Origin of the sequence: Microbacterium ureisolvens (assembly GCF_019511645.1) — a bacterium.
Lineage (GTDB): Bacteria > Actinomycetota > Actinomycetes > Actinomycetales > Microbacteriaceae > Microbacterium > Microbacterium ureisolvens_A.
Map to the genome: position 1 here is coordinate 25910 of NZ_JAEUAX010000004.1, position 25474 is coordinate 51383.

General features: G+C 70.8%; 25 protein-coding genes. 5 read left to right on the forward strand and 20 right to left on the reverse strand.

Annotation, left to right across the window (positions count from 1 at the left end; translation table 11 throughout):
- Positions 1–36 precede the first annotated feature (36 nt).
- The 6 genes from JNB61_RS08585 to JNB61_RS08610 all read right to left on the reverse strand — a co-directional run bounded on the left by JNB61_RS08585 (position 37) and on the right by JNB61_RS08610 (position 4470).
- On the reverse strand, positions 37–831 hold the full coding sequence (locus tag JNB61_RS08585) for an SseB family protein (protein ID WP_220339356.1): 795 nt from the start codon (positions 829–831) through the stop codon (positions 37–39).
- Entirely contained in the window at positions 815–1561 is a 747-nt protein-coding gene (gene priA / locus JNB61_RS08590; RefSeq protein WP_159844944.1) for a bifunctional 1-(5-phosphoribosyl)-5-((5-phosphoribosylamino)methylideneamino)imidazole-4-carboxamide isomerase/phosphoribosylanthranilate isomerase PriA, read from the reverse strand. Before priA ends, JNB61_RS08585 begins: the two co-directional genes overlap by 17 nt.
- A 72-nt stretch (positions 1562–1633) precedes the next feature.
- Positions 1634–2305, reverse strand: coding sequence for an imidazole glycerol phosphate synthase subunit HisH (gene hisH, locus JNB61_RS08595; RefSeq protein WP_220288013.1), 672 nt, complete (start codon positions 2303–2305; stop codon positions 1634–1636).
- Positions 2302–2910 carry an imidazoleglycerol-phosphate dehydratase HisB gene (hisB, locus tag JNB61_RS08600; protein WP_220288014.1) on the reverse strand — a complete coding sequence of 203 codons (609 nt, stop codon included), beginning with the start codon at positions 2908–2910 and terminating at the stop codon, positions 2302–2304. Before hisB ends, hisH begins: the two co-directional genes overlap by 4 nt.
- Positions 2907–4001, reverse strand: a complete 1095-nt coding sequence (locus JNB61_RS08605; protein WP_220339516.1) for a histidinol-phosphate transaminase — start codon at positions 3999–4001, stop codon at positions 2907–2909. The genes hisB and JNB61_RS08605 overlap by 4 nt, the downstream gene beginning before the upstream one ends.
- A gap of 58 nt (positions 4002–4059) precedes the next feature.
- Positions 4060–4470 (reverse strand): LysM peptidoglycan-binding domain-containing protein, encoded by a 411-nt coding sequence (locus JNB61_RS08610; RefSeq protein ID WP_159844955.1) that lies wholly within the window; start codon positions 4468–4470, stop codon positions 4060–4062.
- A gap of 263 nt (positions 4471–4733) precedes the next feature.
- Between JNB61_RS08610 and lexA the strand changes: the two genes are divergently transcribed.
- The gene (gene lexA, locus JNB61_RS08615) at positions 4734–5414 is read left to right on the forward strand and encodes a transcriptional repressor LexA (protein WP_159844959.1); all 681 of its coding nucleotides are present in this window, start codon (positions 4734–4736) and stop codon (positions 5412–5414) included.
- A 68-nt stretch (positions 5415–5482) separates the two neighbouring features.
- Entirely contained in the window at positions 5483–6994 is a 1512-nt protein-coding gene (locus JNB61_RS08620; RefSeq protein ID WP_220339357.1) for a hypothetical protein, read from the forward strand.
- On the opposite strand, the gene metE is transcribed toward JNB61_RS08620, so the two are convergent.
- Both metE and JNB61_RS08630 read right to left on the reverse strand, forming a co-directional pair.
- Complete coding sequence (gene metE, locus JNB61_RS08625) at positions 6991–9327, reverse strand: 5-methyltetrahydropteroyltriglutamate--homocysteine S-methyltransferase (RefSeq protein ID WP_220339358.1); 2337 nt, start codon at positions 9325–9327, stop codon at positions 6991–6993. The two genes, JNB61_RS08620 and metE, sit on opposite strands and share 4 nt — an antisense overlap.
- A 93-nt stretch (positions 9328–9420) precedes the next feature.
- Entirely contained in the window at positions 9421–10383 is a 963-nt protein-coding gene (locus JNB61_RS08630) for a methylenetetrahydrofolate reductase (protein WP_220288017.1), read from the reverse strand.
- A gap of 275 nt (positions 10384–10658) precedes the next feature.
- On the opposite strand from JNB61_RS08630, the gene JNB61_RS08635 reads away from it, so the two are divergent.
- A complete protein-coding gene (locus JNB61_RS08635) occupies positions 10659–12596 on the forward strand; it encodes an alpha/beta hydrolase family protein (RefSeq protein ID WP_220339359.1) in 1938 nt (645 codons plus the stop codon).
- Positions 12597–12620: 24 nt separating this feature from the next.
- Here JNB61_RS08635 and hflX read toward each other — a convergent pair whose 3' ends face one another.
- Entirely contained in the window at positions 12621–14138 is a 1518-nt protein-coding gene (hflX, locus tag JNB61_RS08640; RefSeq protein WP_159844973.1) for a GTPase HflX, read from the reverse strand.
- Between the two features lie 115 nt (positions 14139–14253).
- Between hflX and JNB61_RS08645 the strand changes: the two genes are divergently transcribed.
- The gene (locus JNB61_RS08645) at positions 14254–14910 is read left to right on the forward strand and encodes a class I SAM-dependent methyltransferase (protein ID WP_220339360.1); all 657 of its coding nucleotides are present in this window, start codon (positions 14254–14256) and stop codon (positions 14908–14910) included.
- A 41-nt stretch (positions 14911–14951) separates the two neighbouring features.
- Here the strand turns inward: JNB61_RS08645 and dapF are convergent, their stop codons facing one another.
- Positions 14952–15824, reverse strand: coding sequence for a diaminopimelate epimerase (gene dapF, locus JNB61_RS08650; protein ID WP_220339361.1), 873 nt, complete (start codon positions 15822–15824; stop codon positions 14952–14954).
- Between the two features lie 118 nt (positions 15825–15942).
- On the opposite strand from dapF, the gene JNB61_RS08655 reads away from it, so the two are divergent.
- A complete protein-coding gene (locus tag JNB61_RS08655) occupies positions 15943–17571 on the forward strand; it encodes a cytochrome b (RefSeq protein ID WP_308291235.1) in 1629 nt (542 codons plus the stop codon).
- On the opposite strand, the gene JNB61_RS08660 is transcribed toward JNB61_RS08655, so the two are convergent.
- The 10 genes from JNB61_RS08660 to pgsA form a co-directional block, all read right to left on the reverse strand.
- Entirely contained in the window at positions 17558–17980 is a 423-nt protein-coding gene (locus JNB61_RS08660; RefSeq protein WP_220339362.1) for a GNAT family acetyltransferase, read from the reverse strand. The genes JNB61_RS08655 and JNB61_RS08660 overlap by 14 nt on opposite strands.
- Positions 17977–18918, reverse strand: a complete 942-nt coding sequence (gene miaA, locus JNB61_RS08665; RefSeq protein ID WP_308291236.1) for a tRNA (adenosine(37)-N6)-dimethylallyltransferase MiaA — start codon at positions 18916–18918, stop codon at positions 17977–17979. The genes JNB61_RS08660 and miaA overlap by 4 nt, the downstream gene beginning before the upstream one ends.
- Positions 18919–18925: 7 nt before the next feature.
- Positions 18926–20482, reverse strand: coding sequence for a tRNA (N6-isopentenyl adenosine(37)-C2)-methylthiotransferase MiaB (miaB, locus tag JNB61_RS08670; protein WP_220339364.1), 1557 nt, complete (start codon positions 20480–20482; stop codon positions 18926–18928).
- Positions 20483–20549: 67 nt separating this feature from the next.
- A complete protein-coding gene (locus JNB61_RS08675) occupies positions 20550–21542 on the reverse strand; it encodes a phosphotransferase family protein (protein ID WP_220339365.1) in 993 nt (330 codons plus the stop codon).
- Positions 21543–21599: 57 nt separating this feature from the next.
- The gene (locus JNB61_RS08680) at positions 21600–22352 is read right to left on the reverse strand and encodes a regulatory protein RecX (protein ID WP_220339366.1); all 753 of its coding nucleotides are present in this window, start codon (positions 22350–22352) and stop codon (positions 21600–21602) included.
- Positions 22352–23401: a recombinase RecA gene (gene recA, locus JNB61_RS08685; RefSeq protein WP_159844994.1), complete on the reverse strand. Its 1050-nt coding sequence runs from the start codon at positions 23399–23401 to the stop codon at positions 22352–22354. Before recA ends, JNB61_RS08680 begins: the two co-directional genes overlap by 1 nt.
- Before the next feature lie 260 nt (positions 23402–23661).
- Positions 23662–23886, reverse strand: coding sequence for a DUF3046 domain-containing protein (locus JNB61_RS08690; protein WP_159844997.1), 225 nt, complete (start codon positions 23884–23886; stop codon positions 23662–23664).
- An 18-nt stretch (positions 23887–23904) separates the two neighbouring features.
- A complete protein-coding gene (locus JNB61_RS08695) occupies positions 23905–24213 on the reverse strand; it encodes a helix-turn-helix domain-containing protein (RefSeq protein ID WP_018172206.1) in 309 nt (102 codons plus the stop codon).
- 150 nt (positions 24214–24363) lie between these two features.
- Positions 24364–24855 carry a CinA family protein gene (locus JNB61_RS08700; RefSeq protein ID WP_220339367.1) on the reverse strand — a complete coding sequence of 164 codons (492 nt, stop codon included), beginning with the start codon at positions 24853–24855 and terminating at the stop codon, positions 24364–24366.
- Positions 24852–25424 (reverse strand): CDP-diacylglycerol--glycerol-3-phosphate 3-phosphatidyltransferase, encoded by a 573-nt coding sequence (gene pgsA / locus JNB61_RS08705; RefSeq protein WP_220339368.1) that lies wholly within the window; start codon positions 25422–25424, stop codon positions 24852–24854. Before pgsA ends, JNB61_RS08700 begins: the two co-directional genes overlap by 4 nt.
- Between the last annotated feature and the right edge of the window lie 50 nt (positions 25425–25474).

The window sequence follows — 25474 nt, forward strand, 5'->3', positions numbered from 1 at the left end:
TCCTCCGCCCCCACACGTCGAGGCGCAAGGGCCACGTCAGCCGCGGACGAGCTTCACGGTCAGGGAGTCCACGAGGACGGCGATGCGGTCGTCGGCTGCCCAGCGCTTGGCCAGACGCGCGAGCACCGCGTCGAGCTCGGGCCTCTCGAGGCCGTCCATGAGCTGGAGGCGCACCACGAGCTCGGGGCCGCGCAGGCGCGCGTCGGGGTCGCCGGCCTCCACCGCCAGGTCGATGACCGACAGCTCGCCGCCGATGCTCGCCTGGAGGCCGGCGAACACCTCGGGCGACAGGAAGCTCGGCTCCCAGGGCTGCCCCTGGCCGATCGCCCACACGGCCGGTCGGCGGATGACGAACTCGGTCTCCGAGGCCGGGTCGACCACGATGAGGTCGGTGTCATCGGCCGCGGCCGACAGGGCGGTGCGCACGCCGTCAGCCGGAACCGGCCGGGCCGCAGCATCCCATCGCCTCATCGTGTCGACGGATGTGAACACCGGCAGCACGCGACGACCGTCGGGAGCGGCCACCGTGACGATGGAGAGCTCCTGCGACTTGTCGACCTCGAGGCCGTGCGCCCCGATGGCGTGGTCGCCCTTCTCTGCGACAAGTGGGATCAGCAGCCGCGCCGCACGGTAGGCGTCCACCACTTCGCGCTGCCCGCCGGCGCCCGCCCGGAACGCGGTGATCGCGGCCAGCAGCGCCGGATCGGCGGAGCCGTCGTCGGCGGCGTGCGGGTTCGCCTGGAAGCTGCGACCCTCCCACGGGACGCCGGCGGAGTCGCCGCCGTGCCCATGGCCGTGGCGGGCGCCGTGCGGATCAGTGTCCGGCGACATCCAGCGCCTCGGCGAGCGTGAAGGCGCCGGCGTACAGCGCCTTGCCCACGATCGCGCCCTCGACGCCGAGCGGGACGAGGTCGCGCAGCGCCGCGATGTCGTCGAGGCTCGACACGCCGCCCGAGGCGACGATGGGCTTCGGGGTGCGGGTGGTGAGCTCGCGCAGCAGGTCGAGATTCGGGCCTTTGAGAGTGCCGTCCTTGGTGACGTCGGTGACGACGTAGCGGCTGCAGCCGGCCGACTCGAGGCGGTCGAGCACCGTCCACAGGTCGCCGCCCTCCCGCGTCCAGCCGCGCGCGGCGAGAGTCGTGCCTCGTACGTCGAGTCCGACGGCGATCGCGTCGCCGTAGCGACCGATGACATCGGCCGCCCACTCCGGGTTCTCGAGCGCCGCGGTGCCGAGGTTGATGCGCGACGCGCCGCTCTCGAGCGCGGCTTCGAGCGTCCGGTCGTCTCGGATGCCGCCGGAGAGCTCCACCTGCACGCCGCGGACCTGCCTGATGACCTTGCGCAGCACGCCGGCGTTGCTGCCACGACCGAACGCCGCGTCGAGATCGACGAGGTGGATCCACTCGGCGCCCTGCCGCGCGAAGTCCAGGGCAGCATCGACGGGATCGCCGTAGCTGGTCTCGGTGCCTGCCTCACCCTGCGTCAGGCGGACGGCCTTGCCGTCTGCCACATCGACGGCGGGCAGCAGGACGAGCTTGGGAGTGGACGCGAAATCGTTCATGGATCCTGACTCAGACGTGGGGAAGCTGTGGGGCGGCTCGCGGGAACACGCGCTCCCGCAGACGGCACGGTCTCAGAGGGTAGCCCCGCTGAGGCCGTCGATCCAATTCGTGAGGAGCCGGATGCCGGCATCCCCCGACTTCTCGGGGTGGAACTGCGTGGCGGACAGCGGACCGTTCTCGACCGCGGCGAGGAACGGCGTGCCGTACTCGCACCAGGTCAGCACGGGCTCGGGGAAGGGCGGCTGGACGTCGAGCAGCCACTTCTGTGCGCCGAAGGAGTGGACGAAGTAGAAGCGCTCGTGCTCGATGCCGCGGAACAGGCGCGAACCTTCACCGGGCTCGACCGTGTTCCAGCCCATGTGCGGCAGCACGGGGGCGTCGAGCTCCGTCACGACGCCGGGCCACTCACCCATTCCCTCGGTGTCGACGCCGCGCTCGACGCCGCGTTCGAAGAAGACCTGCATGCCGACGCATACGCCGAGCACCGGACGCCCGCCGGCGAGGCGGCGCTCGATGAGCTCGTCGCCGCGACTCGCGCGCAGCGCCTCGGCCACGGCGCGGAATGCGCCGACGCCGGGCACGAAGAGCCCGTCCGCGTCCATGATGAGGCCCCGATCCGAGGTGAGACGCGCGTCGGCGCCCGCCGCGACCAGCGCCTTCACCGCGGAGTGGACGTTGCCTGATCCGTAGTCGAGGACGGCGACGAGCGGCTTCTCCCGCTCGGGCGGAGCGCTTGCGGTCACAGCGCGCCCTTCGTGCTCGGAACGCCCTCGACGAGCGGGTCGAGTGCCTTCGCCTGGCGGAACGCACGGGCGAAGGCCTTGTACTCCGCCTCGGCGATGTGGTGGGGGTCGCGACCCGACAGCACGCGCACGTGCACGGTCAGTGCACCGTTGAAGGCGATCGCCTCGAAAGTGTGACGTACGAGCGAGCCGGTGAAGTGGCCGCCGATGAGGTGGTGCTCGAAGCCGACGGGCTCGCCGGTGTGCACGAGGTAGGGACGGCCGCTGATGTCGACCACCGCCTGCGCGAGCGCCTCGTCGAGCGGGACGAGCGCGTCGCCGTAGCGCGAGATGCCCGACTTGTCGCCGAGCGCCTCGCGGATCGCCTGGCCGAGCACGATCGAGATGTCTTCCACGGTGTGGTGGGCGTCGATGTCGGTGTCGCCCGACGCGCGAACCGTGAGGTCGGTGAGCGAGTGCTTCGCGAACGCCGTCAGCAGGTGGTCGAAGAACGGCACCGTGGTGTCGATGCGGCTGCGGCCGGTGCCGTCGAGGTCGAGCTCGAGCTCGACGGTCGACTCGCTCGTCGCCCGGCGCAGCGAGGCGGTACGTGGTGCGGCGCTCATGCCGCCGATCCTACCGAGGCGAGGGCGTCGAGGAACGCGGTGGTCTCGTCCTCGGTGCCCGCGGTGACCCGGAGGTGCGAGGGGATTCCGACGTCACGGATGAGCACCCCCTCGTCGTAGAGCGCCTTCCAGGTCGCGGCCGGGTCGGCCACGCCGCCGAACAGCACGAAGTTCGTCCACGACTCGTGAGGCGTGTAGCCGAGCGCCTCCACCGTGGCCGAGATGCGGTCGCGCTGGGCGACGATCTCGTCCACCATGCCCAGCATGACCGGAGCGTGGCGCAGTGCGGCGGACGCCGCCGCCTGGGTCAGCGTGCTGAGGTGGTACGGCAGGCGCACGAGCCGCAGCGCGTCGATGAGGGCGGGGTCCGCGGCGAGATAGCCGACGCGGGCGCCGGCGAAAGCGAACGCCTTGCTCATGGTGCGCGAGACGACGAGGCGCTCACGACCGGGCAGCAGCGTCAAGGCCGAGCGCTCGTCGTGCGGGGCGAACTCGAAGTACGCCTCGTCGACGATGACGATGCCGTCGCTCGCCTCGTACACCGCCTCGACGACGTCGAGCCCGAGCGGGGTGCCCGTCGGATTGTTCGGCGCGCACAGGAAGATCACATCGGGCGAGGCATCGGCGATCTGGGATGCCGCGTCTTCCGCGTCGATCGTGTAGCCGGCCGATCGGGTTCCCGAGATCCACTCGGCACCGGTGCCGCGGGTGAGCAGCGGGTACATGGAGTATGTGGGCGTGAATCCGAAGGCGGTGCGACCTGGCCCCGCGAAGGCCTGAAGGATGTGCTGCAGCACCTCGTTCGAGCCGTTCGCGGCCCAGATCTGGTCGCGCGTGAGGCCGTGGCCGAGATAGTCCGCGAAGCCTTCGCGCAGCGCGGTGAACTCGCGGTCGGGGTACCGGTTGACGTCGCGCAGCGCGAGAGCGATCGAGTCGAGGATGTCGTCGGCGACCTCGGCGGGAACCGGATGCGTGTTCTCGTTGACGTTGAGGGCGACCGGAAGCGGTGCCTGCGGGGCACCGTAGGGCTGCTGCCCCCGGAGATCGGCGCGTATGGGGAGGTCTTCGAGACGTGCACTCACCCATCCCATGGTAGGCCCGCCGGTCATGACCCTCCCGCCGCGTGACGCCCCGCGACGCACCTCGGGATCAGCGGTCGTAGGCCGCCGGGATCGCGAGGCGCTGCCCCGCCTGGACGAGGACGGTCTCGAGGGCGTTCAGTCGCACGAGCTCGTCGACGACGTCGCGCGGGTCGCGGTCGGGCGCGACGTCTTCGGCGATCGTCCACAGCGACTCCCCGGGCGCGACGGTGACCGTCGTGAACGACCCTGCCGGCGCGCCCGCGTCACGGGAGGCGAGCGCGGCGCCGCCGCCGAGGACCGCCACGCTCAGAGCGACGACCGCGGGCAGCGCCGCCAGCACGGCGAGCACGCGACGGCCGCGGACAGTCAGGCGCAGGCGCGTGGATCGCCCCGCCACCGCGCGCGTTGCGCGCTCGGCTGCCGCCCCGGCAGCGCGGGCCGGCGACGGGACGGACGTCGTGAAGTCGATGGCGGTCATGCTCGTCTCCTCCTGATGGGGAGAGATTCGCATTCTCCACTCGGCCGGGAGCGGAGAATGCGAACCTCTCTTCCGAAGCTATCTTCGAGTCTGTACGATGTCAATATCCGATTCGGGCTTCGATCTCTCGAACGCGACACGCGGTGAGGCTGCCCCCTCATCGCGTGGGATCCGGATACGGTTTCGATACGAGAACCCCACCACGGGCCTCCGACATTCGAAGAAACAGCGCTCGGCGGCCGAGCGCAGGACGGAGCCGGAAGATGAGCGACGCGGCCGGGCGAGAGAAGCCCCAGACCCGCCGGCGCAAGAGCCTGAGCGACAAGCAGCTCGCGATCCTCGAAGTGATCCAGCGCTCGATCGCCCGCCACGGCTACCCGCCCAGCATGCGGGAGATCGGCGATGCGGTCGGCCTCAAGTCGCTGTCGAGCGTCACGCACCAGCTCAACCAGCTCGAGCTGAGCGGCTATCTGCGACGCGACGCCGGCAAGACCCGCGCGATGGAGGTGCTCATCGATCTGCCCGGGACGGCCACCGAGAGCCCCGCAGACGCCACGCCGTCGGTCGGCGACGCCGCGCTCGTGCCTCTGGTCGGCCGTATCGCCGCAGGCGTTCCGATCACCGCCGAGCAGCAGGTGGAGGAGATCTTCCCTCTCCCCCGCCAGCTCGTCGGCAAGGGCGACCTGTTCATGCTCAAGGTCTCCGGCGAGTCGATGATCGACGCCGCGATCTGTGACGGCGACTGGGTCGTGGTGCGGTCGCAGGCCACGGCCGACAACGGCGAGATCGTCGCGGCCATGCTCGACGGCGAGGCGACGGTGAAGACGTTCCGCCAGCGCGACGGTCACACGTGGCTTCTCCCCCGCAACTCCGCGTTCGAGCCGATCCTGGGCGATGATGCCACCGTGCTCGGCAAGGTCGTCGCGGTCCTGCGCGCGGTCTGACGCGGTTTCGCACGAATCGCGCGACTCCGGAGGTGGTGAGCACCCTCGCGACGCGCTATAAGGGTGGAATGACCGCTGTGACGCCCTCGCCCGACGTTCCCGACCTTCAGGCCCGCCTCGACGCGCTGGAGGCGGAGAACGCCGTCCTTCGGGCGGGCGCCGCTTCGGCGCCGGCCACCGGCAGGACGGCGAACCGTCCGGCGGGAAGCGGGTGGCGCGCGTTCTTCTCCGCGCTGTGCATCGTGATCGCCTCGATCCTCGTCCCGATCTCGATCGTGACCGCGTGGGCGCGGCTGGAGCTGGTCGACGAGTCGGCGTTCGTGCAGACCCTCGCCCCGCTCGCCGACGATCCCGCGGTCCAGCAGATGATCATCGACGAGACGGTCGAGGCCGTCCAGGCGCAGGTCGACTTCGGCGAGCTCACGGCGAACGTGTTCGACGGCATCGACCAGCTCGGCCTGCCGCCGCGGGCCTCGCAGGCGCTCCAGCTGCTCCAGGCACCGGCGGCGCAGGGTCTGGAGAACCTCCTCACGCAGACCGTGACGCGCGTCGTCGAGTCGGACGCCTTCGCCGACACGTGGACGGCGGCCACACGCGCGGCTCACCGCGCGCTCACCGCGGCGGCGACATCCGACGGCGGCGGCATCGTCGTCATGAGCGACGAGGGTCTCGGCATCCAGCTGGGCGCGATCGTCGAGCGCGTCAAGGAGAACCTCATCGACCGCGGCGTCGGCATCGCCCAGCTCATCCCGGCCGTCGACAAGGTCGTCATCATCGGCACCGGTGAGACCCTCGTCACGATCCGCACGACGTACGCGCTGGCCACGGCGCTCGGCTGGTGGCTGCCGATCATCACGATCGGTCTGTTCGTGCTCGGCATCCTCATCGCCCGCCGACGCAGCACGGCCGTACTCGGCTCGGGCATCGGCTTCGCGCTCGGCGGCGGCGCGCTGGCGCTGGCGTTCGCCGTCGGCTACCCCGTCATCGGGCAGACCGCCGTCCAGCTCGGACTCTCCGCCACGGCTCTCGACGTCGTCTACCAGAGCCTCGTCGGCGCGATGCAGCAGACCGCCGCCATCGCGGTGCTGCTCGGCGTCGTCATCGCGATCCTCGGCTGGTTCGCCGGACGCTGGGCGCCGGCCGTGCGCTCACGCCAGGCCATCGGCAGCCTCAACTCGTCGGCGCGCCGTCAGCTTTCGAGCCACGGCTTCCGCACCGGGCGCTTCGGCGTCTGGCTCTACCGCTACCGCACCCTGGTGCGCACGCTCATCATCGTCCTGGCCGTCATCTGGCTGTTCGCGCTGCGACCGCTGTCGGCAGGCGACATCTTCCTCGTGCTCATCGTCGCCCTGGTCGTGACGTGGATCCTGGAGCTGCTGCAGGTCCGCCCCGACGAGGTGGTGGTCGCTGACGAGGCCGTGCTCGAAGACGCCGATGGGAACGCCGACACCCTCGTGATCGACGCCGACACGGTCGTCGTGGACGACGCGAACACCACGGAGGTCATCCCCGAGACGACGGATGCCTCGGCCGACGCATCCGCGCCGGCCGAGGCATCCGTCGAGAACCCGCGCGCCTAGAGGCCGACCTCCACGCGTTCACGGACGAGTTCGGTCGCCTCGACGAGGTTCTTCAGGGAGGCGACCGTCTCGTCGTACCCGCGGGTCTTGAGCCCGCAGTCGGGGTTGACCCAGACGCGCCGCAGTGCGAGTTCGGCGACCGTACGGTCGAGGAGGTCGGTGATCTCGCCGACCGTCGGCACGCGCGGCGAGTGGATGTCGTAGACGCCCGGGCCGATGCCGGCCGCGAAGCCCGAGGTCGCGATGTCGCCGATCACCTCTCCGCGGCTGCGGGCCGCCTCGATCGACGTCACGTCGGCGTCGAGAGCCGCGATCGCGTCGATGACCACGTCGAACTCCGAATAGCACAGGTGCGTGTGCACCTGTGTCGCCGGCGCGGCTCCCGCGGTCGCCAGGCGGAACGAGCCGACCGACCACTGCAGGTAGGCGGGCTGGTCGGCTGCTTTGAGCGGGAGGAGCTCCCGGAGCGCAGGCTCATCGACCTGGATGACACGGATGCCTGCGTCCTCGAGGTCGGCGATCTCGTCCCGCAGCGCGAGCGCCACCTGGTTCGCCGTCTCGGCGAGGGGCTGGTCGTCGCGCACGAAGGACCACGCCAGGATCGTCACCGGGCCCGTCAGCATCCCCTTCATCGGCTTGTCGGTCAGCGACTGCGCGAACGTCGACCATGCCACCGTGATCGGCGCCGGCCGTGACACGTCGCCCCACAGGATCGACGGGCGCGTGGCACGTGAGCCGTATGACTGCACCCAGCCGTTCTCGGTCACCGCGAACCCGTCGAGATTCTCGGCGAAGTACTGCACCATGTCGTTGCGCTCGGCCTCGCCGTGCACGAGGACGTCGAGCCCGATGTCCTCCTGGAGGGTCACGACACGGGCGATCTCGTCACGCAGGAACCGCTCGTACTCGTCGGCGTCGATCTCGCCCCGGCCGTGGCGGGCGCGGGCACGGCGGATGTCGCCTGTCTGCGGGAACGACCCGATCGTGGTGGTGGGCAGCACGGGGAGTGCGAGCTCGGCGTCCTGCGCCGCGACGCGGGCGTCGTAGTCGCCGCGCTCGAAGTCGCCGGCGCCCAGCGCCGCGGCCCGCTCGCGCACCGCCCCGTCGCGCACGCCGGGTGCGCTCTGCCGATCGGCCAGGGCGGCGGATGCTGCGGCCAGCTCTCCGGCGATGGAGGTGCGCCCGTCGACCAGACCGGTCGCCAGCGTCACCACCTGCCCGACCTTCTGATCGGCGAAGGCGAGCCACGACGCGAGCCGCGGGTCGAGCGCGGCTTCGTCCGCGACGTCGTGCGGCACGTGCTGAAGCGAGGTCGAGGTCCCCGCGCTGACCTCCGATGCGCCGAGCACGCTCAGCGCCTGCAGTCGCTCCCACGCGGCCTCGAGGTCGCCGCGCCACACGTTGCGGCCGTCGACGACACCGCCCACGAGGGTCTTGCGGTCGAGGCCCGGCACGGCCTCGGGCACCGCCCCGCGGGTGAGGTCGAGGGCGACGGCCTCGACCGGAGCCGCGGCGAGCGCCGTCCAGGCCTGGGGCGAGAGCTGCGCGTAGCCGGCCGCGACCAGGATCGCCGGCCGGTCCCCGCGAACGCCCAGTGCGGCGTACGCGCGGGACGCGGCATCCGCCAGCGCCGCCGGCTCCGCCGGCAGGCTCTCGCTCACCAGCGCAGGCTCGTCGAGCTGCACCCACTCGGCACCTGCCGCGCGCAGTGCGGAGAGCAGCTCGGCGTACACCGGGAGGAGGTCGTCGAGCCGGCTGAGCGGATCGAAGCCTCGGGGCGCAGCATCCGTCGCCTTCGCGAGAGCGAGCAGCGTCACCGGGCCCACGAGCACCGGGCGCACCGTGTAGCCCTCCGCCTTCGCCTCGGCCACCTGGCGCGCGAAGCGGTCGCTGGAGAGGGCGAAGACCGTCTCCGGGCCGATCTCGGGCACGAGGTAGTGGTAGTTCGTGTCGAACCACTTGGTCATCTCGAGGGGGGCGTCCTCGCCCGCGCCGCGCGCTGCGGTGAAGTACGCATCGAGTCCGACGCCGCCGTCGGCATCGCGCAGGGCGGCGAAGCGCTCGGGCAGCGCCCCCACCGTGACGGCGGCGTCGTGCACCTGGTCGTAGAACGAGAACGACTCCGGAATCGACGAGTCGTCGCGGCCGAGACCGAGCTGAGCGAGGCGCTCGCGCGTCGCGCGGCGCAGGTCGGCCGCGGTCCGCTCAAGGGTCTCGGCGTCGGTGCTTCCCGACCAGTACGCCTCGACCGCGCGCTTGAGCTCGCGGCGGCGCCCGATGCGGGGGTAGCCGAGGATCGTGCCGTGGGGAAAGGTGGCTCGGGGTTCGGTCATCGTGCTCTCTCTTTCTTCCTTCATCTCGAACTGGGGGGTTTTCGGGGTCGCCGACGAGACCCGTCGGGCACCCGGCGGATCGCGGCGTCCGGGTCAGCGGACGGCGTCGGGCATTCGCGTCGCCGGGTGCAGCACCCCGGCTTCACGCAGCACGTCCAGAACCGTGTCGTGGTTGTTGAATGCATACAGGTGGACACCGGGGGCGCCGCCGTCCACGACCTCGCGGGCCAGGCGCGCGGCGTGAGCGACGCCGACCTGGCGCTGACCTTCGGCGGTGGGCTCGATGTCGAGCGCGATGGCGAGTTCAGCCGGCAGCTGCTCCCCGGTCAGCTCGAGCACGCGACGCAGTCGCGTGGGCGACGTGATCGGCATGATGCCGGGGAGGATGGGAATCGTCACTCCGGCCTCGCGGGAGCGCTGCACGAACGCCAGGTAATCGTCGGCGTGGAAGAAGAGCTGCGTGATGGCGAGCGTCGCACCGGCCGCCTGCTTGGCGAGCAGCGCGTCGATGTCTTCGAACGGATGCCGCGACCGCGGGTGGCCGTTGGGGAACGCCGCCACCGCGATGTCGACCTTCGGACGCTCCGCGAGTCGAACGGCACCGGGCACGCCGGGGATCGGCGCCTCGCTGTAGGGCTCGCGCTCCGCCTGCACCCGGTCGATGAGCTGGACGAGCTGCGCCGCGCTGTCGAGATCGCCGAGGAAGACCTCGTCCTCCGACACGCCGGCCGGCGGATCGCCGCGCAGCGCGAGGAAGCTCGTGATCCCGGCATCCAGGAACTCCCGGATCAGCGTGTTCGCGCCGGCGTAGGTGTTCCCGACGCACGTGAGGTGCGCGAGAGGCTCGACATGGGTCTCGCGCAGGATGTGGGTCAGCAGCTCGAGCGAGCGACCGCCGGTGGAGCCGCCCGCTCCATAGGTCACCGAGATGAACCGGGGGTCGACGGACGCCAGGTGGCGGATGGTCTCGTGGAGGGCGGCGAAGCCCGCGTCGGAGCGCGGCGGGTACACCTCGAAGGAGATCGGCACGGGAGGAGTGCTCAGGTCGATCGACATGGCCTGCTTCTCAGGGATCGGCGGACAGGGCTGAGCCGTACGGGAAGGCCCGGGCGGCCGCGGCACCTCCCTCCACCACAGCGGCGAAAGGGGTGTCATCGCGGGCGGGTGCCGGGCTCGGCTGTCGCTCCTGCCCGGGCCCCCGAGGTTCGGGGCGTCCGTGAGGACGACCGGGCGACGATGCGTCCACGGTAGCGGAGCCCACCCTCGCCGTGTCACCTGTGACGTTGTGTTTCGATCGCGACGCCCGCCGGCTTCGTCGTACCGTGGTTCTCGTGACGACACCCGACGTGCTCCCCTACGGCAGCTGGCCTTCACCGATCTCGGCCGCAGACGTCTCCGCCGCCTCGCCCCGGCTGGAAGGCGCGCGCTTCGTCGGCGCAGGCGACCCGGAGGTGTGGTGGGGCGAGTCGGTGCCCGAGGAGGGCGGCCGCTCCGCCGTGCGGCGGCGGGCAGCATCCGGAGCCGTCAGGGATGTGCTCGCCGCACCCTGGAGCGCCAGATCGCGCGTGCACGAGTACGGCGGCGGCTCGTGGACCGCCGACGACGACGGCGTGCTGTACTTCGTCGAGAAGACCGACCAGCGCGTCTGGCGGCTCGACCCGGGCGGCGAACCCCGCCCTCTGACGCCCGACGCCGGCGACGTCCGCTTCGGCGGCCTGACGCTGCAGCACGACCAGCTCCTCGCGGTTCGCGAGGACCACACCCGCGGCACCGCCGTACCCGCCCGCGACATCGTGAGCATCCCCCTGGACGGCAGTGGGACGGATGCTGCGCACCTCAACTCGCTCGCGAGCGGCAGCGACTTCGTCGCCCACCCCGTGCTCTCGCCCGACGGCACGCGCCTCGCCTGGATCGCCTGGGATCACCCGCACATGGCCTGGGACAGCGCGGAGCTGCGCGTCGGGAGGCTGCAGGGCGGCGACGGGCCGGAGTGGACCACCGTCGCCGGCGGCGGGTCCTCGCCGCTGCAGCCCGAGTGGATCGACGACGACGACCTGCTCTATGCCGACGACCCCACCGGCCGGTGGAACCTGTGGCGGCTGCGGCTCACCGCCGACCTGCGTCACGAGCCGCTGGCGGAGGTGGATGCCGACACCGGTGGTCCGCTCTGGGTGCTCGGCACACGGTGGTTCACACTGCTCGACGACGGCCGAATCGTCGCCGTGCAGACCAACGGATCGGACGAGCTCGTGGTGCACGACGGCGCCGGCGGCCGCCGCACGGTGCCGGTGGACGCGGTGACGCGCCTGTCGATCGAGGACGCCCGCGGCACGCGCGTGCTGCTCTCGGGAGCAGGTCCCGGCGGCGCTGGGCTGTGGGACGTCGACGTCGACGAGCCCGCGACCACAAGACTCCTCGTCGGTGGTGCGTCCCCGTGGGGCGCCGAGTGGATGCCTCGCTCCCGGGCGATCACCGTGCCCGGTCCGCACGGCCCGGTGCACGCGTTCGACTATCCGCCGGCCAACCCCGCAGTCGCGGGGCCCGACGACGAGCGGCCCCCGTACGTGGTGTTCGTGCACGGCGGGCCGACCGATCACGTCGGCGGCGCGGCATCCGGCAAGATCGCCTACCTCACCAGCCGGGGCATCGGTGTGCTCGACGTCAACTACGGAGGCTCGAGCGGCTACGGCCGCGCCTACCGCGAGCGCCTCCTCGGGCAATGGGGAGTCGTCGACGTCGACGATGTCGTGGCCGCAGCGCGCGGGCTGGCGGAGTCGGGCGCGGCCGACCCGCGCCGGCTCGCGATCGCGGGGGGCTCCGCGGGCGGATGGACGGTGCTCTGCGCCCTGACGAACTCGAACGCGTTCGGCGCGGGCATCAGCCGCTACGGCGTCGCGGACCTGCGCACGCTCGCCGAAGACACGCACGACTTCGAAGCCCGCTACCTCGACGGCATGGTCGGACCGCTTCCCGAGGCCGAGGCACTGTACGTCGAGCGGTCGCCGCTGTCGCATCTCGATCGGCTTCGGACCCCGTTGCTCATCGAGCAGGGTCTCGAAGACCTCGTGGTGCCGCCGTCGCAGTCCGAGGCGGTGCGGGACGCCCTCGCCGCCAACGGGGTCGCACACGCTTACCTCGCGTTCGAGGGAGAAAGCCACGGGTTCCGCAGCGCCACGACGCTCGTGCGGACGATGGAGGCCGAGCTCGCGTTCCTCGGCCAGGTGTTCGGCTTCGAGACACCGGGAGTGCCGCCGCTCGAGCTCGACTAGCGGCTCGGACGGCGGCTCCGGGTCTCAGACCGCGAAAGGAGCGAGACGCGCGGCGAGGTGCTCGCCCACGCGGGCGTGCACGGCGGTGCCGCCCTCCTCGTGCTCCTGCGACAGGATCATGCCCTGCTCGTGGATCGCCGAGACCAGATCCCCGCGGTCGTAGGGAACGAGCGCTCGCACCTCGACGGCCGGCAGCGGCAGCGTGTCCTCGATGAGGGCCCGCAGTTCGTCGATCCCCTCGCCGGTGCGGGAGGATGCGAACACTGCTTTCGGCTCGAGTCCGCGCAGCAGCATGCGGGCGTCGTCGTCGATCAGATCGGCCTTGTTGAAGACGATGATCTCCGGGATGTCGCGCGCGCCCACATCGCCGATGACATCGCGCACCGTCGCCAGCTGGGCGGCCGGGTCAGGGTGCGAGCCGTCGACGACGTGCACGATGACGTCGGCGTCGCCGACCTCTTCGAGCGTCGAGCGGAAGGCCTCCACCAGCTGGTGAGGCAGGTTCCGCACGAAGCCGACGGTGTCGGTGAGCGTGTAGATCCGGCCGTCGCCGGTCTCGGTGCGCCGCACGGTGGCGTCCAGCGTCGCGAACAGGGCGTTCTCGACGAGCACGCCCGCGCTCGTGAGGCGGTTGAGCAGCGACGACTTCCCGGCGTTGGTGTACCCGGCGATCGCCACCGACGGGATCGTGTTGCGCTTGCGCTCGGCGCGCTTGGCGTCGCGTGCGGGCGCGAAGTCCCGGATCTGCCTGCGCAGCTGCGCCATGCGGGTGCGGATGCGCCGACGATCGAGCTCGATCTTCGTCTCACCGGGACCGCGCGAGCCCATGCCCGCACCGCCTGCGCCCACCTGACCACCGGCCTGGCGGCTCATCGAGTCACCCCAGCCGCGCAGGCGCGGCAGGAGGTACTCGAGCTGGGCGAGCTCGACCTGGGCCTTGCCCTCGCGGCTCTTCGCGTGCTGGCTGAAGATGTCGAGGATCACGGTCGTGCGGTCGATCACCTTCACCTTGACGACGTCCTCGAGGGCGCGGCGCTGGCTGGGCGCGAGCTCGGTGTCGGCGATCACGGTGTCGGCGCCGACCGAGGCGACGATGTCGCGCAGCTCCTCCGCCTTGCCCCGACCCACGTAGGTCGCGGGGTCCGGGTGGGGACGCCGCTGCAGCACGCCGTCGAGAACGACGGCGCCCGCGGTCTCCGCCAGTGCCGAGAGCTCGCGCAGCGAGTTCTCGGCGTCCTCCGTCTCGCCCTGCGCGTGCACGCCCACGAGAACGACGTTCTCGAGGCGCAGCTGCCGGTACTCGACCTCGGTGACGTCTTCGAGCTCGGTGGAGAGCCCGGGAACGCGCCGGAGCGCTGCGCGCTCCTCGCGATCCCACTGCTCACCGTCCGTGTCGGCACGCCCGATCGTGGCCTCGTCCTGGAGCGCCTGGGCGGCTCCGAAGACGTGCACCCCCGAGCGCGCTTCGGCGCGCGCCAGCACGCGATCCACCGGGTCGACCGGCGTCTCGTCGGTGCTCTGGGGTGTCGTGGTATCCGTCATGTGTTCCTTTGCTTGTTGCCGTGGATGCCGTTTTCCGGCGATGATCGGCCGGTTCGCAGCATCCGTGAATTCTAGCTTCCCGCTAGGCCGAGCGCCTCCGCTAGGCTCATCAGCCATGGGGAGTGACCACTATTTCAGTGCGACGCCCGCCAGCCCCGAGAATCTGCGCCGCATCCGGGTCACACTCGCCGGTCGCGATCTCGAGGTCACGACCGCCGGGGGCGTTTTCAGCCCCGATCACGTGGACTCGGGAACCGCGGTGCTCCTGTCGAACACTCCCCCGCCCCCGGCGAGCGGGAACTTCCTGGACCTCGGGTGCGGGTGGGGACCGATCGCACTCAGCCTCGCACTCGATGCACCGCACGCGACGGTGTGGGCCGTCGACGTGAACGAAAGAGCGCTGGACCTGGTGCGCCGCAATGCCGAAGCACTGGGGCTCGACAACGTCAACGCCTCGCTGCCCGATGATGTTCCCGACGACATCCAGTTCCGCACGATCCGGTCGAACCCGCCGATCCGCGTGGGCAAGAACGAGCTGCACGGTCTGCTCGAGCGCTGGCTGCCCCGGCTCGACGAGCGGGCGGACGCGTGGCTCGTGGTGCAGCGCAACCTCGGGTCCGACTCCCTGCAGCGCTGGCTCGCCGCGACGCTGGATCGTCGCTTCAGCGTGCACCGCGCAGCGACGGCTCGCGGCTTCCGCGTGCTCAAGGTGCGCCGTCACGGCTCGCCGCCCAGCGAGCCGATCGACCTGCCCGACCTGTCCTCGCTCTGACGCCGTCTCCGGGAGCCTGCAGGCCCGGGTGTGATCGCCCTCTACGCGAGGGTGACCTCGCCCGTATAGACGAGGGTCGCGGGGCCTGACAGCAGAACGTGCCGCTCGCCGTCGACCTCGGGCATCCGTACGCCCAGCGTGCCGCCCGGGACCTCGACGACCCAGTGATCCGGTGCCGCGGGTCCGGCCCAATGCCGCACCGCCAGCGCCGCCGCCGCGACACCGGTGCCGCAGCTGAGCGTCTCGCCGACTCCGCGCTCGAACACCCGCATGCGGATCGAGCCGACGCCGTCGTGCACGAGCGGGTCGCTGGGAACCACGAACTCGACGTTCGCGCCATGGGGCGGCTCGGGCTGCAGCAGCGGCTGCGCCGCCAGGTCGAGCCCCTCGAGCTCCGCGTCGTCGGGCAGCGCCACCACGACATGCGGGTTTCCCACGTCGATGCCCACGCCGGGTCGCGGTGCGCCCCCGCCGCGGGTGCGGACGAGCACTCCGGATTCGTCGACGACGAACGGACCGAGGTCGACCTCATAGCCGCGGTCGCTGCGGGTGACCGTCTTGATGCCCGCGCGGGTGCCGACCTTGAGGGGCGTGCCGTCCAGATCCGCCCAGCCGACATCGACGAGGTAGCGCACGAAGACCCGCACGCCGTTGCCGCACATCTCTGCCTTCGAACCGTCGGCGTTGCGGTAGTCCATGAACCATTCGGCTCCGGAAGCTGCCGCCTCGGCGCCCTCGTCGATCGCGCTCGCGCGCACCACGCGCAGGATGCCGTCGCCGCCGATCCCGAAGCGCCGGTCGCACAGCACCGCGACCTGGTCGTCACTGAGGTCGAGCACGCCGTCGGGGTCGGGGACGATCACGAAGTCGTTGCCGGTGCCGTGGCCCTTGGTGAACGCGATCGTCTGCGGCATCGCACCAGTCTACGGGCGTGATCGGGGGCGCCGGCCTGGCCCGACCCAGCATGCGGCGACGCGTCACACTCCGCTGCGTGCCGGTGTCTTATGAGTGAGAGCTACATGAGGAGGCGGCGTGCACGGCAGCGCGATCGAGACGGATCGGCACCAGGCGAAGACAGTGCGGCGGCGTTCGGCGACCGATCGGCTCGCCGAACGGATGGCGCGGACCCGCGTGTTCGGCCATCGCATCGATGAGGTCTGGGCCGGACTGCGGCGACGTCGCGCCGCGAGCCACTGGACGAGCCTGTTCGGAGTGGTGTCGGCCGCTGCGCTCGTCGTGGTGACTGTGACAGGCGTGCTGCTCATGTTCTTCTACACGCCCTCGGGCGAGCCCACGACATACGGCGGCTCCTATGCGCCGCTTCACGGCGTCGAGGTCTCGCAGGCGTTCGCATCGACGATGCGCGTGACGTTCGACGTGCCCGGCGGGCAGCTGCTGCGGCAGTCGCACCACTGGGCGGGGCTGCTGCTTCCCGCGTCCATCGTCGTGCAGCTGATGACGACCTTCTTCACCGGCGGATTCCGGCGGCCGCGCCGCGCCATGTGGGTGCTGCTGCTGCTCGCGTTCATCACCGTGCTCGCGACGGGCTGGAGCGGCTACGCCCTGCCCGACGACATGCTCTCCGGAACGGGGCTGCGCATCGTCGAGGGCATCATGCTCGGGATCCCGGTCGTCGGCACCGCGCTCAAGACGGTCCTCTTCGGCGGACCGTTCCCGGGCCGCATCATCGAGAACCTCTATCCGCTTCACACCGTGGTCTTCCCCGTGGCACTCCTGCTGTTCGTCGCCCTGCGCGGCGTCGCGCTGTCGCGGCATGGGGTCGCTCGGTTCCCGGGAGGCCACGGCGCGGCGCACGACGGACTGCCGCTCATCCCCACCGCAGCCGCCCGCTCAGGAGGACTGTTCCTCGTCGTGACGGCTCTGCTCGTGATGATCGGCGCCACCGTGACGGTGAGCCCGATCTGGCTCCACGGTCCCGCAGACCCGGGGTCCGCGGGCGCCGGCAGCCAGCCCGACTGGTACACCGGCTTCCTGGACGGCGCCCTGCGACTGGTGCCGCCCGGGTGGGAGATCCAGTGGCTCGGCCGCACATGGACACTCGCGATCCTGGCACCCCTGGCCGTCGTCGGCGCCTTCTTCGTCGTCGTCGCGCTCTACCCGTTCCTCGAGGCATGGGTGATCGACGACCGCGGCGAGCACGACGTCCTCGATCGGCCGCGGGTCGCGCCCACCCGCACCGGGATCGGCGTGGCCGGCCTGGTGTTCGCGGGCGTGCTGTGGGCCGCAGGCGGCGCCGATGTCATCGCAGGGGTCTTCAGCGTGAGCCTCGAGCAGGTGATCCTGTCGTTGCAGTGCGCCCTCGTCGTCGGGCCGTTCATCGCCTTCTCCGTCGCGCGCCGCGTGTGCCTGGGCCTGCAGCGCAAGGACCGTGAGCTTCTGGACCACGGCTACGAGACGGGCCGCATCGTGCGCCTGCCCGGCGGTGAGTACATCGACGTGCGCCACACCCTCGACGACACGGAGCGGATGCGCATCGCGGTGCCGCCCCCGCCGCCGCCTCCCGATCTCGGCCCGGACCGGCGCGGCACGCGCAGCGTCGCCCGGCGTCTACGTGCCCGCCTATGGGCGCTGTACGCGCAGGACCGCGTCGCCGCCGAGCCGCTCGCGGACCGCGCGCAACTTCCCGTCAGTCGGCGATGAGACGTTTGCCGGTGTTCCACGTCTCGAACGGCTCGTAGCCGAGCGCGTCGTAGAACCCCCGGGCGATCCCGTTCTCAGGCCGCACCATCAGCTGCACCTTCGGGCAGCCCATATCGGTGAGAAGCTCCTCGGCCTGGGCGACGAGTTTTCGCGCGATCCCCTCGCCACGCCGCTCGGGCGCGCTCGCGAGGTAATAGAGCCAGCCGCGGTGGCCGTCGTACCCGGCCATCACCGTGCCGACGATCGTCCGGTCGTCGACGGCGACGAGGAACAGCTCAGGCTGAACGGAGAGCTTGCGGCGGATGTCCTGGTAGGGGTTGTTCCATGGGCGTGTGAGCCCTGTCTGCTGCCACAGCGAGACGACGGCCTCGGTGTCGGGGAGATCGAAGGCCCGGATCGCGATGCTCATGACCACGAGTCTGCCAGGGCTGCGGCATCCGTTGCGGGATCCACCCAGCGCAGCTCGTCGTAGCGCTTGAACCACGACACCTGGCGTCGGGCGTAGCGGCGCGTCAGCGCCTGCGTCTCGGCGATCGCCTCGGCTTCGGTCATCTCGCCTGCCAGCTGCGCGAGCGCCTGTGCATAGCCGATCGCGCGGCGAGCCGTGACGCCGCGCTCGAGACCGCGTTCGCGCAGCCCTCGCACCTCGTCGAGAAGCCCGTCCCGCCACATGGTCTCGACGCGTGCGTCAAGACGGGCGACCAGCTCGGCGCGCGGCACCGCGACGCCGACGATGCGCGTGCCGTCGTGCCAGAGCACCGGCTCATCGGGCAGCGTCGCGCCGTGTGTGCGCTCACCGAGCTCGAGCACCTCGAGCGCGCGCACGATCCGACGGCCGTTGCGCGGATCCACCTTGGCGGCCGTCGCGGGGTCCTGCTCGCGCAGGCGGGCATAGAGGGCTCCGGGCCCGTGCTCCTCGAGCTCCGCCTCGAGCCGGGCACGCAGCGCCTCGTCCCGCGGCGGGAAGCGGAAGTCGAACAGCACACTCGACACATACAGCCCCGACCCGCCCACCAGCACCGCGTCGGCGCCACGACCGTGGATCTCGCCGATAGCGGTGCGCGCAGCATCCTGATACCAGGCGACCGCCGCCTCGTCGGTGACGTCGAGCACGTCGAAGAGGTGATGACGGATGCCGCGCCTCTCCCCCGCGGGAAGCTTGGCTGTGCCGATATCCATGCCGCGGTACAGCTGCATCGCGTCGGCGTTCACGATCTCGGCAGGGCGGCCACGGGCCGCCAGGGCTTCGGAGAGATCAAGCGACAGCGCGGTCTTGCCCGTCCCCGTCGCGCCGACGATCGCCCACAGGCGAGGGTTCGCCGCAGCGTCTTCGGCCGGGGTGCTCACGTAAGGATCAGACGCCGATGCGCAGCGTCGGCAGACCGAGCGAGACGGCGCGCGGCGCGCCCGTCGAGGCATCCCCCGCGGGTGCCGGGATGCCGCAGGACTCCGCCTGCGAGCGATCCCACGCGTCGCCGGAGCGCGTGCGCCGGATGCGCAGTGGCGCAGCGTCGGTGGAGTCGGCGAGCAGGTGGAACGGCGCGGCGTGCGTCACGACGACCGATACGACGTCGCCGGGCCGCGGGATCTCGGAGCCCGCCGGGACCTCGAAGTGCACGAGCCGGTTGTCTTCCGCGCGACCGGTGAGACGGTGGGTCTCGGCGTCCTTCTTGCCCTCGCCGGTCGAGACGAGCACCTGCAGCTCGCGGCCGAGCTGCTTCTGGTTCTCCTCCAGTGAGATGCGCTCCTGCAGCGCGACGAGGCGTTCGTAGCGCTCCTGCACAACCTCCTTGGGCACCTGGTCGGGCATGGTGGCCGCCGGCGTGCCCTCGCGGATCGAGTACTGGAACGTGAAGGCGCTCGCGAACCGCGCCTTCTCGACGACCCGCATGGTGTCTTCGAAGTCTTCGTCGGTCTCACCGGGGAATCCCACGATGATGTCGGTCGAGATCGCCGCGTCGGGCATCTTCTCGCGGACGCGATCGAGGATGCCGAGGAACTTCTCGCTGCGGTACGACCGGCGCATCGCCTTGAGGATGCGGTCGCTGCCGGACTGCAGCGGCATGTGGAGCTGCGGCATGACCGCGGGCGTCTCGGCCATCGCGTCGATGACATCGTCGGTGAACGCGGCCGGGTGCGGGCTCGTGAAGCGGATGCGCTCGAGGCCCTCGATCTCGCCGGCGGCGCGCAGCAGCTTGCCGAAGGCCCGACGGTCGCCGAACTCGACGCCGTACGAGTTGACGTTCTGGCCGAGCAGCGTGACCTCCATCGCGCCGTCGTCGACGAGCAGACGGATCTCGTTCAGGATGTCGCCGGGGCGGCGGTCCTTCTCCTTGCCGCGAAGGCTCGGCACGATGCAGAACGTGCACGTGTTGTTGCAGCCGACCGAGATCGAGACCCAGCCGCTGTAGATGCTGTCGCGCTTGGTGGGCAGCGTCGAGGGGAAGATCTCGAGAGCCTCGAGGATCTCGAGCTCGGCCTCGCCGTTGTGGCGCGCCCGCTCCAGCAGGCTGGGCAGGGACCCCATGTTGTGGGTGCCGAAGACGACGTCGACCCACGGCGCCTTCTGCTGCACGGCGTCCTTGTCCATCTGGGCGAGGCATCCGCCGACGGCGATCTGCATGCCCTCGTGCTTGTCCTTGCGGGACTTGAGGTGACCGAGCGTGCCGTAGAGCTTGCCGGCCGCGTTGTCGCGCACGGCGCAGGTGTTGATGACGACGACGTCCGCCTCTTCGCCCGCCTCGGCGCGGACGTAGCCGGCGCTCTCGAGCGAGCCGGAGAGGCGCTCGGAGTCGTGCACGTTCATCTGGCAGCCGAACGTGCGCACCTCGTAGGTGCGGGCGCGGCCGTCGACGTCGTGCGCGGCCGCAGACGGCGCGATGAGAGTCGGGGTGGCGGAAGGGGAAGACATGATCCCGCCATTCTACGAGCCGTCCGCATCCGCGGAGGCTGCGAGCGGATGCTGCGTCCCACGCAGCTCAGGAGGCGGTCGGAATCGCCTCGAGCCGTTCCAGTGCGAGGTCGACGTTGGCGCGCGCATCCTTCTCGTAGCCGACGACCCACTCGCCCTCGTAGCCGCGCATCGTCGGTTCGATGGTGAGGACCAGCGAGAAATACAGGCGCGACAGCTGCAGGCGGGTCGGCCCGCTCGGCGAGGCGAGCTCGCGGGCGAGCACACCGCCGGCGGTCGCGTCGCCCCACAGCAGGTCGGCGTTCGGCTCGCCCGTGCCGAACTGGTCGGCGCCCACGAGCTCGTGCAGCGGGTCGCCCCACAGCGTTCGCTCGGTGTCGATGATCCCGACGATGTCGAGGGTTTCGGGGTCGATGAAGACGTTGCCCTCCCAGAGGTCGGTGTGCACGACGGCGGCGCGCGTGACGGCGTCGAGTGCGTCGGAGTGCCGGGCTACCGCCGCGCGCACCCGCTCCGCGGGCAGGGGGACCTGCCACCGCTCCGCGTCGGCGAGGACCGCTTCGATCATGAGCACGAAGGCCTCGCGCCAGGTGTGGGCGCCCAGTGCGGCGTCCGGCGCCGGGTACCCGAACGAGGGCGCCTCGACCCGGTGCAGGCTCGCCATGACGGCGCCGAGGTTGCGTCGCACGACGGCGGTCTGCGTTTCATCGAGTTCACGGCCGAACCACGACACTCCGGGAAGGTGCTCGGCTACGACCAGATCGGCGTCGAGCAGCTTCCGGCTGAAATCGGTGTGGAGCACGCGGGGCACCGGAACGCCGCTGTCTTCCAGCATGCGGTACGTCAGCGCCTCGGTGCCGAGGAGGCCGCGTTCATATGTGAGCAGGCGCGAGGTGTCGGCGCCCACGATCTTCGCGACCGCGCGACGTCCGTCATCGAAGTGGAGCCGGAACGCCGTCGCGAACATCCCACCCGACAGCGGTTCGGCGGACGACAGGCGCCCTACGGGTGCGACGAGGTCGGACAGCTGCGCCTCATCGACGAGGAACTTCGTGAGCATCTGCTCACCCTAGCGGCGGGCGGCACCGCACCTCGGCGTACGCTCGCACCCTCAGCGTCAGTCGAACCTCACGCGCCCGGAGGGGCGCATCGATTCGTCCAGCGCCTGCCGCGCGGCCCCGAGGGCTGCCGACCCGCCATAGCCGCGGCGCGCGAGCTGGCCGGCGAGACGGCGCAGCGCGACGTCCCTCTCGAGCCCACGCATGGAGCCCGCCTTGGATCGCGCGAACTCGAGCGCACGCTCGGCGTCGTCGTGGGGCAGCTCCGCGAGCGCGGCATCGGCGATATCGCGGGGCACGCCCCGCTTCGCGAGGCTCTGCGAGATCGCCTGCCGCCCCTGGCCCTTGCGGTCGACCCCGGCGTGGACGACCTGCTCCGCAAGCCGTGCGTCGTCGAGATAGCCGCGCTCGAGGAAGGAGTCGAGGATCGCCTCGACCCCCTCGCCGGCGAGTTCGAACTGGCCGAGATAGGTCTTCGCCTCCGAGACGGAGAGCTGACGGGCGCGCAGCTTCTTCAGCAGGCCGAGCTCAGCTGTGTCGGCAGCGGTGGAGGAGCCGCCGGCGACCTGCCCTTCACCGCGACGCCCCCCGGGGCGGGCTCGGGCGGTCCGCTCGGTGGACAGATCGATGGGACGGGCATCCCGCGCAGTCTCGGGACGCTCGGGGATGCGATCCTCGAGCTCTTGGCGGACATCGGCCGCCGTCTTCGGGTAGGTCCGCGCGCCGCGGTTGCCGAAGAGCGATGTCACGGGGGCGAGGCCGTCGTCATTCTCGGCGTCGGATTCGCCCCCGCTGTCGACGAAGCGGACCATCAGGCCGGGCGGCGCGCCGCCAGCTCGTCCGCCACTTCGCCTGTGCCCTTGGGCACACCGATGCCGAGCTTCGTCTTGATCTTCGTCTCGATCTCGGCCGCGACATCCGCATTCTTGATGAGGAAGTTGCGGGCGTTCTCCTTGCCCTGCCCCAGCTGCTCGCCCTCGTAGGTGTACCAGGCGCCGGACTTCTTGACGATGCCGTGCTCGACCCCGAAGTCGATGAGGCTGCCCTCGCGCGAGATGCCCACGCCGTAGAGGATGTCGAACTCGGCCTGCTTGAACGGCGGCGCCATCTTGTTCTTGACGACCTTGACGCGCGTGCGGTTTCCGACCGCCTCGGCGCCGTCCTTCAGGGTCTCGATACGACGGATGTCGAGACGCACCGACGCGTAGAACTTGAGCGCCTTACCGCCGGCGGTGGTCTCGGGCGAGCCGAAGAACACGCCGATCTTCTCGCGGAGCTGGTTGATGAAGATCATCGTGGTGTTCGTCTGGTTGAGACCACCGGTGAGCTTGCGCAACGCCTGCGACATGAGGCGCGCCTGGAGACCGACGTGGGAGTCGCCCATCTCGCCTTCGATCTCGGCCTTGGGCACGAGCGCCGCGACGGAGTCGATCACGATGAGGTCGATCGCGCCGGAGCGGACGAGCATGTCGGCGATCTCGAGCGCCTGCTCTCCCGTGTCGGGCTGCGAGACGAGCAGCGCGTCGATGTCGACACCGAGCTTCTGCGCGTAGTCGGGGTCGAGGGCGTGCTCCGCGTCGATGAACGCCGCGATGCCGCCGGCACGCTGCGCATTGGCGATCGCGTGCAGGGTCAGCGTCGTCTTACCCGACGACTCCGGTCCGTAGATCTCGATGATGCGACCACGCGGGAGGCCGCCGATGCCGAGCGCGACATCGAGGGCGATCGAGCCGGTGGGCACCACCTCGACGGGAGCGCGCTCGTCGCTGCCGAGCCGCATCACCGAACCCTTCCCGAATTGCCGGTCGATCTGGGCGAGGGCCGACTCCAGGGCCTTCTCGCGGTCAACGGGTGATGGCATGACGTGCTCCTCTGTACTCGCGTTCCGTCGCCTGTAGGCTGTCGCGCTCCGCCCCGGTGGGATGGATGCTGCGACAAGGCGTGAGGTGTCGTTCGACGCTGTTCACGTTAGGGAGGGGCTCCGACATCCGTCTTCGCTCCTTCCCGGTGCGTGGAAAACACGCTCTCGACACCTGCTGTGCAGGAGCCTACGCGGATCTCGAACACTTCTTCGATGACACGCCGGAACCGCGGGCCACCGGGGACGCACGCGCCGGCCAGTCAGCGGCGCCGCGGCTCCAGTCGCCCGACGCCGTAGCGGCGCTCAGCGGGGACGTCGAGCTCCTCGCACAGCGCGAGCCACACCTCGCGCGGGTCGACACCGGCTTCGATCGCCTCGGCGGCCGTGCGGCCGCCGACCTTGGACAGGTAGAGATCCGTCACGACGGCGTTCGCGCGCCGCCCGAACTCATCGCTCACCGCACGGTTGAACTCGCTGCGACGCATAGGGAGACAGCAGCGCTGTCAGCGCAGCGACAGCTCGGCGTCGACCGACGCGACGAGGTCGTCGGGGACGACGTCGGGGAAGGTCTGCAGGCCTTCGAGGACCGAGATACGGTCGCCGACCTCGCGCATGATGATCGAGATCGGAACGTCGAGCGCCTCCGCCACCGATGCGAGGATCTCGCTCGAGGCCTCTTTCTGACCGCGCTCCACCTCGCTCAGGTAGCCCAGCGCCACGCTCGCGCGGCTCGCGACCTGCCGGAGGGTACGACCCTTCTGCTGGCGGAAATCACGAAGCACTTCGCCGATCTCTTGACGTACCAGGATCATCAGGGCCCCTCCTCACTTCTGATTCCACCGTCATCCGGGTGCCCCACAGTACAGCACCCGATGATGCCAATCTAATCCCGGGAACTGGGCAATGGGTGGGAATCTCCGAATGTAACCGAGACGAAACACCATCTGTTCCCGCACGCGTCGTCACGGATGACGGATGCCTCCCACCACGGCGAGCGTCAGTTCCAGCACGCTCTGCACCGTCCCGGTGCGGATCTGGTCGCGCGTTCCCGTCAGTTCGAGGGACGACACCGCGGTCTCTTCGGGGGTCACGACGGCGATGTGGACGGTGCCGACGGGCTTGCCCTCCTGCGCGCCGGGGCCCGCGACCCCGGTCGTCGAGATGCCCACATCGGCCCGCAGGGCGCGGCGGACGCCCTGTGCCATCTGCACGGCCACCTCCGCGTCGACCGCGCCGCGAGCGGCCAGCAGATCGGCATCCACTCCCAGCTGGCTCGCCTTGACGTCCGTCGCATACGCGACGATGCCGCCCCGCACGTGCGCGGACGCCCCGGGCACATCGACGAGGGTCGCGATGACGCGTCCGCCCGTCAGCGACTCCGCCGCGGCTATCGACCAGCCTCGTGCATCGAGCGCCCGCAGCACCGCAGCGCCGAGGGGCGAGGCATTCGTCACGCGTCCCTCCGCTTGGCGCGCGCCGCGCGCACCTCGGTCACGATGTAGTCCATGCCGCTCGCGATCGTGAGGATCACCGCGACCGTCATGAGCGCGCCGTTGACCCAGAAGATCCACTCCCCGACGAGCGTCCACAGCGGCAGGAGGGCGAGCGAGAGGGCGAGACCCTGCGCGAGCGTCTTGAGCTTGCCCATCCAGGCCGCGGCGAGCACATGGTCGCTCACCACCATGAACCGGTACACGGTGATGCCGATCTCGCGGATGAGCACGATGATCGTGATCCACCACGGGAGCTCCCCCAGGATCGACAGCCCGATGAACGCGAAGCCGGTGAGCACCTTGTCGGCGATCGGGTCGAGGAGCTTGCCCAGGTCGGTGACGATCTCGTACTTGCGCGCCAGGTAGCCGTCGATCCCGTCGGTCGCGATCGCCACGATGAAGAGTACGGCTGCCCACCACCGGAGGGCGCCGTCCGCTCCCGCATCGGCCAGGAGCATCCACAGGAAGACCGGCGCGCACAGGATGCGCACGATCGTGATCGCGTTGGGCAGCTGCCGGGGGATCGCCATGGCCCCGAGCCTATCGGCGCGTGCCGTCGCGGTGCGGCGGCAGCCGCGCC